We start from the raw sequence: 13,827 nt of genomic DNA, 5'->3' as shown, positions 1-13,827 counted from the left end.
TTAATCCTTGTTAGCAATTTTTTTTAGCAAACTATTCTTTTTCTCGTTAACTGACTTAGTGTTACTTAAAGTGCTTTTAAGCACTTCTTTGGCTTCATCATCTTGATTATTTGCTATCAAAACCTCTGCAAAATTCATCGCTATATCAGGCTCTTGATGATTAGACAACTCATAAGCTTTCTTCAGTAATTTCCAGGCTTTTAATTGATCGCCTTGCTTAAAAGTAACCATACCATAGGTATCAACTACATTTGGGAGATCTGGTTTAATTTCATAAGCTCGCTTAGCATAATTCAAAGCTTGATCAAGATCTCCTAAATCCATCGATAACCAAGCGAGGTTATTCAATACAATAATGTTTTCTGGTTGTGTTTCTAATAGCTTTATATAATGTTGAATAGCCTTTTTACGATCCAACCCTAAATAGCTATTCGCCAACATCATCCTCACTCGATCATCATCGCCTTGTTGTTCAAGGTGTTGGGTTAAATGCTCAACGACCACCTCGTTCTTTCCTAACTTTTGGTATGACAACGACAGTAATAATGCATTTTGAGTACTTGGGTAACGTTGATAAAATGGCGTTAGTTTCTCAGCGGCTAATGAATAATTCTTCGCAAAAATAGCCAGTCGTCCTTCAAAACCTGAGTAAACATCAGGATTTAATTGCTCAAAATGCTCATCTTGAAAAAGTTCACTAGCTTGCTGAGCTTTACCGGTATCGAGTAACAACTGCAGATAAGCAGCTTTCAAAGGTAAATTCTCTTTATGATAGTTTGCCAAAGCTTTATCAAAATAAGAATATGCTTTTTCAGCTTGCCCATTTTTAGCATAATAATCAGTAATTAAAAAAACGGGCTCAATATGGTAAGGATTAACATTTAACCAAGACTCTATCGTTTTTAACGTTAACTCATCACTTTGCTGAGCTCGATAAATATTAATGCGCTGAAACCATGCTTTTTTAGGCGTTTTAATATCAAATTCGATAGTAGTTGAAACAGTTTGAGCTTTATCAAACTGCTTAGCATCAATTAACGCGTCAATATAAAGCAACGTTAGTTCTACATTTTGTTTTTTTTCTTGATACGCTTGATTAATTTTATCAAGTGCACTCTGATCTTTGTTAACAGCATAAAAATAGCGCAATGCTTTGGGATTTTGTGGATAAACAGTTACTGCTTTATCTACGTATGTCTTGGCGAGTTCTATTTGTTTAGTTTGGAAATAGACCTTCGCTAGCTCTGTTAACGCATAAAAATTTTTGTCGTCTTTTTCTAAACTTAGTTTTAGCGCTTTAATTGCTTGCTCAGGCTGGTTCTTCGCCAGATATATTGCAGCTTGCATATTATAGCTACCGGGTGATTCAGGGTGTTCCTTTTGCCACTGCAAGGTTATTTCTTCTGCCTTTTCGATGTTTCCTGAATGCAATGCAGCATAAGCTAACAACATTTCTTTACCTTTAAGGCTTTCGTCACCAGACAATGCCCCTTCAAGATCCTCAAAACCACTGCTGTCATTCATCATCAGCTTCAATAAACCTTGCTTGGCTGAACTTTGGTTTCCTTGCTGTTCAACTGCCTCTGCTTTACCGACCAGTTCTTTAGCTTCTTTTATCGCACCGATAGAATAAAGATTATAACTTAATGAAGATAGAAAGTTTTGGTCTGCTTCATTTTGAGGAGAAAAATCACCAATGCTTTCAGTTAAATCGTCAATTAATCCTAGTTGAAATTGACTAATGATAAACATCTTTTTCGCGGGATGTTCTGGCAATAAATTGTCAACGATAAAACCAAGGTGGAGATGGGCCTTTTCAAAATAACCTAATTGATAAGCACTTACACCAGCAATTAATCGTGCTAACGGTGGCGCATACTGACCTCGAATAGCAACTTCTATATGCTCTAGCGCAGCTTGGTGGTCTTTCTCCACATATCGAACACTTGCTTTAACGTAATTTGCTAGAGGTTGATTTGGGATCGCTTTCAAAATTCTATCCGCGTACGCCTCTGCTTCTTGATACTTTTCAGCTTTAAGTAAGCTGTTACTGACAAGTAAATAAATTAGACGAGATTGCGGTTGGAGCTTTTCATACTGCTGATAATACTTACTCGCCTTGACGTGCTCTTGTTTCGCACTAGCAATTTGTGCCGCCAACATAATCACTTCTGGGATGTTAGCAAAGTTACTATTAACCTTAGCTACTAAAGCCTCAGCGTGATCGACGTCATCTTTGGCTGTCGCATAATAAGCAGCTGCTAGCGTAGCGTATGGGTTAGCCGAATTAAGTTGTTCAATTTCAGTTACGATGCTTTCTGCAAGGTCGATTTGTTGCTCACGAATAGCTGCTAATGTCTTATATGCCATCACTTGCAACTTAGCTTCTTCTGGCAACGAGTCAATATCTTCTAACGACAATATAGCCAAGTTATCATTGGTGATTAAATAAGCTCGTGCTAACAAGGGCAAAACTTTTGCTTTAGGGCTTTTAAACTGTTGTGCTTTCTCTAGCTCTTTTACTGCATCTAAGCCGTTACCCACCCCTAAATGGGCGTGCCCTAGTTTAAGTCTTGCTTCTGCACTTTTAGGGGCAAGCCTTACCGCATTTTTCAGTACAATGATCGACTCTTGAAATTTACCCTCAGCCAAATATTGGTTCGCTTGCTTTAGGTAGTTTTCTGCATTTTCAGGCTCACCACAGCCGCTCAAAGATAGCGCTATCGTCAATGCTAGAATGGATGTTGTACTGGTAACCTTCATTTTTATTCCTTTTAAAGCTATTCTTTCAATGTCATTTATAATGCAAAAAGCTCATCAAAGATGAGCTTTCAATTAATTACCCTCGGGTGTTAAAAATTGGCACGGGTAAGTTTAAATCGCAGTAACACGTATGATCCGTCACTATCATGACCAAATCCGCCCATTGTGCCATCTCAGATAATGATTCAACGCGTTCACATGACCAATTGGGCACGAATGGATCGTGATATTTAACTTCTATGCCTTGATCTTTTAATCTTTCAAGAATTGCATCGGCTGGTGTTTCACGACAATCATCAACATTCGCTTTATAAGCTACGCCTAAAATACCTATTTTACTACCTTGCATACTCTTTAGTTGAGTTATGGCTTTATCAGCAACAAGTTTAGGTCGCTCGTCATTTATTTTACGCGCTAATCTTACGAACTCGCCTGATTGAGTACTTTCAACCAAGAACCAAGGGTCGATTGGGATACAATGCCCACCAACACCTGGGCCGGGCGTTAACACGTTAACTCGAGGATGACGATTGGCCAATTTAATCACTTCATAAACATCGACATTTAATTCGCTACAAATTTGAGCCAACTCATTGGCAAAAGCGATACCAACATCACGAGAAGTATTTTCAACCAACTTAATACACTCTGCCGTTGTTGCGTCAGTTAAAAACACCTCGCCATTAACGAAACTTTGATAAATTCGTTTCACTTTCTGCTGAGCTCGTTCATTACTAGCACCAATAATACGATCATTGTTGACTAATTCATGTAACGTTTGTCCAGGTATTGCCCGTTCTGGACAATGAACCACATCAATTTTTAAACCTTTGTCAGCAAACCTTTGTTCTACCGCCAAACTTGTTTTCGGTGATATCGTCGATTCAACAATAACGATTTGACCATCTTTGGCAACGTTGGCGATCGCATCAACCGCACTAAATACAAAGCTGCGATCACAACGGTTATCTTTATGCGGCGTTGGTACAGCCACCAAATACGTATCTGAACTTGGTATTTGAGTTGATGCTTTTAAAAAACCTTGTGAAACAACTTTGTTTAGTAGCTCTGGCATTCCTACTTCATCAAATGGACATTCGCCGCGATTAATTGAGTCCACCTTCTCTTGACTTAAATCTACACCAGTTACCGAATAGCCAGCTTGTGCGATTAAACTTGAAATAGGTAGCCCCATATAACCCATACCAATCACCGCGATGGATTCATTTTTAGCGACTATTTTTTCTTCTTCTTCGATGTTTTTGGTATTGGTAATAATATCTAAAATTGTTTCCGCAACATGGCCATCGCCAAAAGGGTTCTCCCATGAGAAATCACCAGTGGCTAACCACTTATCAGCAGCGGCTAAAGCTTTATCACCATCCCGACCGACCAAAACATTGGCACCAACTTCAATAGACTCTGGTCGCTCTGTATTTTCGCGCAATGTTATGCATGGAACACCAAGCAAACATGCTTCTTCTTGAATACCACCAGAATCAGTTAAAATTAATTGTGCATGTTTTTGTAGCTGAATAAAGTCTAAATACCCTATCGGTGGTAATAACTTTAAATATTCAGGTACATCAATATTGAATTCTTTAAGCTTAGCCTGAGTTCTTGGATGAATTGGCCACACAATTGTTTGACTATATTTTTGATGTAACTTATCAAAAAGTGCTAATAATTCCATTAAATTAGCAGGAATATCGACATTGGAGGCTCTATGCGCGGTAACCAAAAAATACTGTTTCGACTCTACACTAAGTTCCTGTAGAATATTACTTTTTTCAGCTGAAATTTCTAAATGCTGGAAAAGAGAGTCTGACACGGTATTGCCGACGGTATGGATTAATTCTCGGTCAATGCCTTCTTTTGTTAAAATACTATGTTGATTGGGTCCAACCGCAAATAAATAGTCACTGATATGATCGGTCATGATACGATTAGTTTCTTCTGGCATTGTGCGGTCGTAACTACGAAGGCCAGCTTCGATATGACCAACCTTGATACCTAATTTCGATGCCGCTAATGCGCCAGCAAGTACCGTATTCGTATCACCTTGAACTAGCACCACATCAGGCTTTTCATCAACTAATATTGGTTCCATCTTGATCAAGATATTCCCCGTTTGATTGCTATGCAGTCCTGAGCCAACACCAAGGTTGTAATGAGGTTTGGGAAGTTCCAGCTCTTTAAAAAAGATACTGTCCATTTCTTGAGAATAATGCTGATTTGAATGAATGATAAAATACGGAATAGCGCGCTTTTGACACTCTCTGATCACAGGCGCCATTTTGATTATTTCGGGGCGAGTGCCAACAACAATCCCAATCTTCATTTAAACTTCCTTAAAATCTCATTAAATTTAATAGCGTATTAGTTTAACGTTTAACAAACCTATTACAAAGTAATTTATCATCATTAAGCATGATATAAAAAGCAAGTGCACAATATGTTTGCCAAAACTTTAGTTTTGTACTTACTATCCTTTTAGCATTTTTTAAAAGTAGTTAATACCGCTTCAAATAACTGCATTTTCCAATTTGGTGACGAAAAAGTATGATTGGCATATTTTATGGTGGATTGGGTAGTAAAGTTGACTTTTTGCCAATCGATATTTTTATTTCTAAGTTGAAGAAACTCTTGAGCTACTAAATCTTGCTCTGCCAAAATTAAGTGACTCTGCCCATTAAAGCTTAATAATCCTTCAAGCATCTCGTCTACAAAACTAACAGATGATGGCTTTTTCGCCTGTTTTTTATAAATGCTAATATCTCGAATGCTATTTAACACCTTCAATTTTCCTGTCAGTAGTTTTTTCCAGAATTCAAGCTGTTTGAATCGCTGCCAGTAATAAAACTTCAGATAGGTTTGTGCTTCCAGAGATGGTTCTTTTACCCATGGATTAACCAAAATCACATGATTCAAATTAGTAATATTATTTTCTGTATAGTGTTTTAAGTAAAGCGAGATTGCTGATGCGGCATCACAAAGACCCCACAAGCTAATATTACTTATGTCATAATGACCGTTGAGGTATTGAACAGCTGCAGCAATATCTTCCGCAGTTTGCTCAAAACCCTGAGTATCACCTTCGCTGTCGCCAGCCCCACGATAATCAAACCTCAGCACCATGATATTATGCTGCGCTAAAAAGCGCGCTAATTGCACAAACATTCGATGGCTACCAACGCGAGTTTGAGGTCCACCAGTGACAATAATTAACGCACGCTCAGCCCCCTCTACTTGATGAAAAATTCCATGTAAAAGCTTGCCTTTACTTAAAAAGCTAACTGGGACTTCATTACACTTAAGCATTGCTTAACCATTCAGTTGTTAAAGAAATAGCTTGGTGTGGCACTGTTAACTCGGTTGCTTGCCAAAATTTGCTCTCTGTTGTGATCTTTAATATTGAGCTTAGGCAGTGTAATGATGAAAAAAGCACTTCTCTAGCTGCTGGTATTTTTTCTTGTTGAGAAAACTCCAGCCAGAATACTTTTTTATCTCTAATGGAACTCAGCGTTAGCTCTGAGATATCGTCCAACATTTTGTTAGGGATTTCGTATCCTGCTAGGAGAGTTTTCTCAGCATTAGAATACTCAGGTGTTGTGTGTTGCAATTTCGAAAGACGCTTTATCTGGTTAATGTATTTTTTGCCTGAACTTTCTGGTTGCCAAAGCACGATATTTTCGGCATTAGCACTGACTTGCGGTGTAAGTAATAGCGCCCCTGAACAACAAGAAAAAAAAGCGATTTTTATTGCCGAAAGTTGTTCTCTGATGTGTTCACAAACGGATACTAATTCACTAAACCAATCAGAAATTGATACTTCTGATAGCTCTTTTTCACTGTCTCCAGTACCTGAAAAATCGAAAATAAGCGATGCTATTTTATTTTTTTCAAGGTGCTCAGCTAACTTAGTAAAAGCATGACGAGTGTTATTAGCGTCTTCAAAAAGTGGAGGAATAAACACTACCATCAATTGACTGTTTTTAGGTAAGCGAGCAAAACAAAATAATTGTTTATTATTCAAATTAATAAACTGCGGACCACTATTCACGAATTACAATCTCGTTAACAAGGAGACGATCGAGTTTACCGATTCAAAGTTTTCAGCTGTAACATCATCATCATCAAGAACAATATCTAAACGCTCTTCAATTTCGCCCAATAAATTAACAATTGTCATCGAGTCAAACTCAGGCACAACACCAATAAGTTCCGGGTTCGATTGCCAATATGTATTATCATAAGCTGGCATCAGCTCTGATAGAATATCCATTATTTGTTGCTTAACGCTATCTTGGCTCATTTCTTTTTTCCTAACCAATCAATGAATGTTGACTTAATCTTGGGCGCGAAAGCATACCTTAACCAGCAAAGTCCTCCTAAAAGTGATTTTTGGTTAAAATACAACACCGTATAACGCTGCCTTAAGCTCGTCATCCAATCTTTTTTGTAAGGCTCATTACCCATACCAAAGTCGATTTCGTTTACCTTGTAATGCTCAATCACATATTCAGAGATGTAAGCTGATAGCAAACTGCCAACCGATAGTTTGCTAAATTTTGGCACATAAGCCAATTTAAAAATAGATGCACATTGATTTTGAATAAACCAGATCTGGGCGGCAACTGGCTCCTCTTCAATATAAAGAATACCGAGACAGAGCTTGCCATCACTTAATGCTTGTTCACAGACAGATTTTATAAATTCTACACTGTACTCTTGCCCCTTCCAGCTTTGCTGATAAATACTTATATAGTCAGCAAATAGTCGCTCAAAGTTGTTAACATCGGCAATGTGATACTGGTGTGCTAACTTCTCCAACTGGCGACTTTTTCTCTTGAGGGTATTACGTAATTGACTGGGTCGCTCTGCAAAATATTGTTGGCTCGATTCTATATTGCCGCAATGCCAATTTACTTGAACAGCACGTTCAGCCCAGAGATACCCTAGATCGTCATAAACACTAAACGATGGACCAAATTCGAACATATGCCAATAATTGCTTTGTAAGACTGTCTTTAACAGTATTTTTCCAGAGCCAATGTAATCTGGGTTTTCAACCAAGGGGGCCTGAGTTGAATAAAAACTCATCAAGTTTTTCATCGTAGTTATACCAAACCGAGAGCTAGCCTGATAAAAAGGAATCGCAGCGACAAGTGTATCGTTATTCCACAAGCTGTGAATGTAACATGGCCTTTTAATCACAAACTCGGCGGTAGCCTTTAACCAAGGCAAACTATGCTCATAATAATTGATTAAACATTGCCGCCAATGTAACTCTGTCATTTCCTCTAGCGCTAAAAGACGATATTCCATTATGCTTTACGAGCGCAATAATGCCAAAACTTCATCTGTTTTTGCTTTCATTAAGCTGACATCACCACGAGTTTCAACATTCAGCCTAACGACGGGTTCAGTATTACTAGAACGTAAATTGAATCGCCAGTTATCAAAAGTAAGACTGATACCATCGACATGTTCAATGGCTAATGCTTGGTCTCGATAATGGTTTAACACTCGTTCAATAGCCTGCTTAGGATCAGAAAGCTTACTATTAATTTCTCCAGGCGACGGGTATTTAGCAATTCTATCTTGCACTAGCGTCGATAACGGCTGCCCCTTCAAACAAATAAGCTCCGCAACCAATAACCAAGGGATCATTCCACTATCACAGTATGCAAAGTCTCGAAAATAGTGATGTGCACTCATTTCTCCGCCATAAACAGCGTCTTCTTCACGCATACGTTCTTTGATAAAGGCATGTCCCGTTTTACTTTCAATAGCAATACCATTATTTTCTTCAACAATATCAATAGTGTTCCACGTTAACCTTGGATCGTGAATAATTTTTGCGCCGGCATTCTTCACTAAAAAATTCTCAGCTAATAATCCGACAATATAGTACCCCTCGATAAAACTGCCTTTTTCATCGAATAAAAAGCAACGATCGAAGTCACCATCCCAAGCGATCCCCATATCAGCATGATTATCTAATACCGCGTGTGAAGTAACCGGTTGGTTTTCATGCAATAAAGGATTAGGAATCCCATGAGGAAATGTCCCATCAGGTTGATGATATATCTTGATGAACTCGACAGGAACTTGCATAGCAACGAAAGCTTCTTCAATAGCATCCAATGCAGGCCCAGCAGCACCATTGCCAGCATTAACTACAAGGCGCATCGGTTTGATGTTATTGGTATCAATATAAGTCATCAAATGTGCGGTATATGCTTCACTAATATCAAATGTAGAAACAACACCTTTTGTTTCTACATCACTAAACTCATTGTTTTCAGCGAGCGATTTTATTTCATTTAAACCGGTGTCTCCACTGATTGGTTTACTACTTTCCCGAACGAGCTTCATCCCATTGTAATCAATAGGGTTATGGCTTGCTGTCACACAAATACCACCATCGGTATTTAGATAACTTGTTGCAAAGTAGATATGCTCGGTACCACATAAACCAATATCAATAACGTCACTGCCACCATCGGTTAATCCTTTAGCCAGTGCATTTTTCAGAGGTTCACTGGTCAAACGCACATCCCCACCCACTACGACACTTTGGGCTTGGGTATATTCAGAAAATGCACGCCCTATTCTGTAAGCAACGTCTTCATTGAGCTCCTCTCCAAGTTTGCCACGAATGTCGTAAGCTTTAAAACAAGTTAACGGTATGGTCATAAACAAACCTCAAGACAAAGACGATATTTATTATTAAGATAGAAAGAAATTGTAATGAATCTTCATGGAAGATAGTAGTGTTATTTAATTCTTTTGAGTTTATCTTTTTATTCCTTCCTCTTTGTTTGGTTGGATTCTTTACTATTGCCAAAAAACAAGGGAATGAAGCAGCCATTCTCTTTTTGGTAATAGCTTCTCTTTTTTTCTACGGTTGGTGGAATCCTGCGTATTTATTGCTTCTTATCGGTTCGATGATTTTTAATTATCAATTAGGAAAAAAACTAGGGAATACCAAAAGTAAATCGTTGCTTTCAATTGGCGTCATCATTAACCTTGGAGCTATTGGCTACTTTAAATATGCCGGTTTTATTGTCTTCAACTTGAATACGTTGCTCGAAACACAATGGAGTTTAGGGCAGATTATTTTACCATTAGCGATTTCATTTTTTACTTTTCAGCAAATCGCTTATTTGGTTGATTCGTATAGAGGCATAACAAAAGAATATAGTTTTGTACATTACAGTCTTTTCGTATCCTTTTTCCCACAGCTAATTGCCGGACCAATCGTTCACCATAAAGATATGTTGCCACAGTTTGCTAAGCAAGAAAGTTATCGTTTCAATGCCAATCATATGACGATAGGCTTAACTATCTTTGCCATCGGATTATTTAAAAAAACCGTGCTAGCTGATGGTGTAGCGATTTATGCGACACCAGTTTTTGAATCTGCAGATAACGGAGATGCAATTGATTTTTTTACCGCTTGGGGAGGTGCTTTAGCCTACACTTTCCAGTTATATTTCGATTTTTCAGGGTATTCTGATATGGCCATAGGCCTAGCTCGCATGTTTGGCATAATTTTACCGCTAAATTTCTATTCACCATACAAAGCGGCTAATATTTCAGAATTTTGGCGCAGATGGCACATGACCCTGTCTCAGTTTCTAAGAGATTATGTTTACATCTCTCTTGGAGGTAATCGAAAAGGCAATACTAAACGCTATTCTAACTTAATGTTCACCATGCTGTTAGGTGGTCTTTGGCATGGCGCTGGTTGGAATTTTATTATTTGGGGAGGCCTACACGGCGCTTACCTCGTTATCAATCATAGTTGGCAGGCAATAATTAATAAGACAAAAGTCAACTTTATCCAAGGAAAGCTATATAACTTTGTTGCTTGGTCATTAACATTTATAGCTGTTGTTATTGGTTGGGTGTTTTTTAGAGCCGTCACTCTCGATGGAGCGCTAAATATACTATCAGGAATGATTGGTCTAAATGGTATCTCAGTTCCCAATGCTATTCTAGCGAGGTTAGGTGAGCTTGGGGGGATAATACAGTCATGGGGAATTGAGCCTTCAACAGGCGGGGCCGTGTTTTTAAAAACTTGGCTGTGGAATATTTTATTATTAATAGCGGTTGTGCTGCTGCCAAGTATCCAAGACCTTTTCCACCACCAGAATGGTACTTTAAATGCGTTATACTACAGCAAAAAACAGTGTTTTTGGCCATTTTACAAGTACATACAAGATATTCGATGGCAAGAAACAAATAAGTGGGCTCTGTTAGCTGGGGTAAGTTTGACTCTGGGTATTTTAACGCTTTCGCAAGTCAGCGAATTTTTATATTTTCAGTTTTAAGTGATTTTTATGACTTATTTAAAAAAGGTGTTTCTTAGCGCCGTTACGGTCTTAATAACAGTTGGTCTAGTTAACTGGTTTATTGATCCTTTCGGAATGTACTGGTCTCCACAGCTAAAACATATTAATCAAAAAAAGCCTAAAGCAGGAACACGCTCAAGGGTCACCAAAGCCTATCAGGCTCAAGATGTTTCTCCAAAAATTCTTCTGGTTGGTAATTCTAGAATTGAGATGGGTATCAATCCAAAGAGTGAGTTTTTTGGCAATAAATCTACTTATAATTTAGGCATTCGGGGAGCGGGTATTGCGATGCAAGTTGACTATGCGATTGAGGTCATTGAATCTTCCCAGCAACTTGAACAAATTATAGCCAGCGTTGATTTTCTAGACTTTTTAACTGTGCCTTCTATTCAAGATGAAGATGCCGACATGCCTAGTTATAGTTTTCGCTTGAATAGCTTGTCCTCGGCTAATCTCTCGACATTTATCGCGAGAAGTAATGAAAAACTTGCTATGATTTTTTCACTAAATGCCTTTATTGCAAGTTTAAAAACAATCGCCCAGCAACATTTAGAGGTTGACAACTTAACCCCTCTTGGCTTTAACACTGCCGATTCTTTTGTAAAGATAATGCGCTCTGAAGGAATAAAGCCCCTTTTCCAACAAAAAATTGCAGAAATTTCCAATAGAATGAAAGATGGACTAGTAATCAATGTGAATTCAAGCTTCCCATATTCAAACAAGTTTAAACACTTAGAAAGGCTGATTAATACTGCGCGTAACAATAATGTCAAATTGACTATTTTTATAAACCCATATCATTATAGTTACTTGTATACCATTGATGACCGAGGGCAATGGCAAAACTTTGAACAGTGGAAAAGGACTCTTGTTACAGTTGTTGAAGATTCGGGAAAAGGTGAAATTGAACTATGGGATTTTAGTGGTATAACAAGCTATATAATGGATCCTGTTGACATTAACACTCCGAACAAGCATTTAAAATGGTTTTGGGAACCCGCGCACTACAATAGCAAATTAGGAGAGCTTGTATTAGAAAAAATACATGACAAAAATAGCGCTATTAATAATTTTGGTAAAAAACTTACCCGAAAAAATATTACTCAAACCTTAACATGGGAAAGAATACTTCTAGAAAAGCATCGACTAAATTGGATTCATTTAAAAGCAAATCTATTGCTTTAAAGGTTAATGAGGTGATATTTCATATCACCTCTCTGCATCTACTTAATGCGACCATAACGATCTTCAAAGCGAACAATATCATCTTCACCAAGATAACTACCTGACTGAACCTCAATCATCTCTAACGGTAATTTACCAGGGTTTTCTAAAGCATGAACCTCCCCAATAGGGATATAAGTTGATTGGTTTTCACTTAACAGTGTTGTTTTTTCACCAATAGTTACTTTCGCAGTGCCTGAGACTATGATCCAATGCTCTGCACGGTGATGATGCATTTGCACGGAGAGTTTTGCGCCCGGCTTAACCGTAATACGTTTAACTTGAAAACGCTCTCCCATATCTATCGAATCATATTTACCCCAAGGGCGGTAAACCTCTCGCTGAAACGACACTTCGCTGCGTTTTTGTTGTTTTAGCTGCTCAACGATAGCTTTAACATCTTGCGCCTTATCTTTATCAGCAACCAAAACTGCATCAGGCGTATCGACGATGACCAAGTTTTCTACACCGACTGTTGCTACAAGCTTGCTCTGACTGTTTATATAACAGTTGGTACTCTCAGAGGTTAGCACATCCCCTACAATCACATTGCCGTTTTCGTCGGTACTTGATAACACTTGCGCTAACGCATCATAGGAACCAACATCACTCCAACCTGCAGCTAATGGCACGACCGTAGCTTTATCTGTTCTTTCCATAACCGCATAGTCTATCGACTCACTCATACAAGCCAAAAAGGCTTCTTTATCAGGTCGAATAAAGTCTAAATCTTTTTCGGCTCCAGCAAGAGCTTGCTGACACTGCTCTAAAATTTGCGGGCAGTGTTTTTTAAGCTCATTAAGAAAGCAACTTGCTTTAAATAAGAACATGCCACTATTCCACAAGTAATCGCCTGACGCAACATATTGCTCAGCCACTTCAAGTGGTGGCTTTTCAACAAATTGCTTAACTTGATGATATCTTTCGCCATGATTTACATGTTGAATATAACCATAACCCGTTTCAGGACGATTAGGCACAATACCAAAAGTAGTGAGTTTACCTTGCTCAGCTGATTCACTCGCTAACATAATAGCTTTATGAAACGCTTGATGATCTGCAATAACATGATCAGCCGCTAACACTAGCAGCAATGCGTCATCACTCTCCTTTAAAGCTTGTAAAGCAGCCAGAGTAACAGCCGGAGCTGTATTTCGTCCTTCAGGCTCTAATAATATTGTGCTTTCTTCTATGCCGATCTGACGAAGTTGCTCTGCCAATAAAAAGCGATGCTCTTCGTTGCAAATAAAAAACCCTTGACCAACGTTTTCCGGTAACCTGAGAACAGTTTCCTGTAACATCGACTTCTCTGAAATCAACGGTAAAAATTGTTTAGGTGTATAAGTGCGTGATAAAGGCCATAAGCGTGTACCACTGCCACCGCAAAGCACTACAGGCGTGATGACTGCTTTTTCCATTTCTTTTCCATAATCTTAAATCTATTATTGGCTCTATCATAAGGGATTTAATTAAACTT

Annotated in this window: 10 protein-coding genes; 2 read left to right on the top strand and 8 right to left on the bottom strand. The window is 38.4% G+C overall.

Translation table 11 applies throughout. The annotated features are described in order from the left end of the window. The 7 genes from prsT to ACSLUH_RS04805 all read right to left on the bottom strand — a co-directional run bounded on the left by prsT (position 1) and on the right by ACSLUH_RS04805 (position 9,459). The gene (prsT, locus tag ACSLUH_RS04835) at positions 1–2,763 is read right to left on the bottom strand and encodes an XrtA/PEP-CTERM system TPR-repeat protein PrsT (RefSeq protein ID WP_448565167.1); all 2,763 of its coding nucleotides are present in this window, start codon (positions 2,761–2,763) and stop codon (positions 1–3) included. A gap of 76 nt (positions 2,764–2,839) precedes the next feature. Then, positions 2,840–5,104 (bottom strand): non-hydrolyzing UDP-N-acetylglucosamine 2-epimerase, encoded by a 2,265-nt coding sequence (gene wecB, locus ACSLUH_RS04830; protein ID WP_448565165.1) that lies wholly within the window; start codon positions 5,102–5,104, stop codon positions 2,840–2,842. Positions 5,105–5,256: 152 nt separating this feature from the next. Next, positions 5,257–6,084, bottom strand: a complete 828-nt coding sequence (locus ACSLUH_RS04825) for a hydrolase 1, exosortase A system-associated (RefSeq protein WP_448565163.1) — start codon at positions 6,082–6,084, stop codon at positions 5,257–5,259. Beyond that, positions 6,077–6,826, bottom strand: a complete 750-nt coding sequence (locus tag ACSLUH_RS04820; RefSeq protein ID WP_448565161.1) for an alpha/beta hydrolase family protein — start codon at positions 6,824–6,826, stop codon at positions 6,077–6,079. The genes ACSLUH_RS04825 and ACSLUH_RS04820 overlap by 8 nt, the downstream gene beginning before the upstream one ends. Positions 6,827–6,829: 3 nt before the next feature. Then, positions 6,830–7,078, bottom strand: coding sequence for a hypothetical protein (locus ACSLUH_RS04815; protein WP_448565159.1), 249 nt, complete (start codon positions 7,076–7,078; stop codon positions 6,830–6,832). Beyond that, complete coding sequence (locus ACSLUH_RS04810; protein WP_448565157.1) at positions 7,075–8,091, bottom strand: GNAT family N-acetyltransferase; 1,017 nt, start codon at positions 8,089–8,091, stop codon at positions 7,075–7,077. The genes ACSLUH_RS04815 and ACSLUH_RS04810 overlap by 4 nt, the downstream gene beginning before the upstream one ends. A gap of 6 nt (positions 8,092–8,097) precedes the next feature. Beyond that, the gene (locus ACSLUH_RS04805) at positions 8,098–9,459 is read right to left on the bottom strand and encodes a phosphohexomutase domain-containing protein (protein WP_448565220.1); all 1,362 of its coding nucleotides are present in this window, start codon (positions 9,457–9,459) and stop codon (positions 8,098–8,100) included. Positions 9,460–9,542: 83 nt separating this feature from the next. Between ACSLUH_RS04805 and ACSLUH_RS04800 the strand changes: the two genes are divergently transcribed. Then, complete coding sequence (locus ACSLUH_RS04800; protein ID WP_448565155.1) at positions 9,543–11,105, top strand: MBOAT family O-acyltransferase; 1,563 nt, start codon at positions 9,543–9,545, stop codon at positions 11,103–11,105. A gap of 9 nt (positions 11,106–11,114) precedes the next feature. Continuing rightward, a complete protein-coding gene (locus ACSLUH_RS04795) occupies positions 11,115–12,311 on the top strand; it encodes a hypothetical protein (RefSeq protein WP_448565153.1) in 1,197 nt (398 codons plus the stop codon). Between the two features lie 38 nt (positions 12,312–12,349). Here ACSLUH_RS04795 and ACSLUH_RS04790 read toward each other — a convergent pair whose 3' ends face one another. After that, on the bottom strand, positions 12,350–13,768 hold the full coding sequence (locus ACSLUH_RS04790; RefSeq protein WP_448565151.1) for a mannose-1-phosphate guanylyltransferase/mannose-6-phosphate isomerase: 1,419 nt from the start codon (positions 13,766–13,768) through the stop codon (positions 12,350–12,352). Positions 13,769–13,827 lie beyond the last annotated feature (59 nt).

It is taken from the genome of Thalassotalea ganghwensis, assembly GCF_053485795.1.
This window is presented reverse-complemented; position numbering and strand designations above follow the sequence as displayed.